General features: G+C 68.5%; 1 protein-coding gene. It reads left to right on the top strand.

Annotated features, from left to right (window positions below):
- Positions 1–34: 34 nt before the first annotated feature.
- Positions 35–302: transposase family protein (locus RM590_RS36165; protein ID WP_394814045.1), on the top strand; the 268-nt coding region annotated here is incomplete at its 3' end.

Raw genomic sequence — 302 nt, 5'->3', positions numbered from 1 at the left:
ACCGGGGCGTCCTGCCGCTGATCGGGGAGGCGTTGTGTCTGCATGTGCCGGACCTGGCCGAGGCTGTACGCGGTCGGCTGGTCCTGGTGGACGGAACCGATACACCAACCGGCAACCGTACTGGTCAGGGGACAACTACTCGGGCAAGCGGCGCCGTGCCGGGTTGAACGTCCAAGTCGCGGCCACCACCGACGGCGAACTCGTGGGCGTGTCCACGCCGTTTCGCGGTTCCATCCACGATCGCAGGGCGTTCGCCGAGTCCGGCTGGGAGGCTCTGACGGCTGACACGGCGGTCATCGCGG

The sequence above is a fragment of the Streptomyces litchfieldiae genome, assembly GCF_031845365.1.
GTDB classification, from domain to species: domain Bacteria; phylum Actinomycetota; class Actinomycetes; order Streptomycetales; family Streptomycetaceae; genus Streptomyces; species Streptomyces litchfieldiae.
This window is presented reverse-complemented; position numbering and strand designations above follow the sequence as displayed.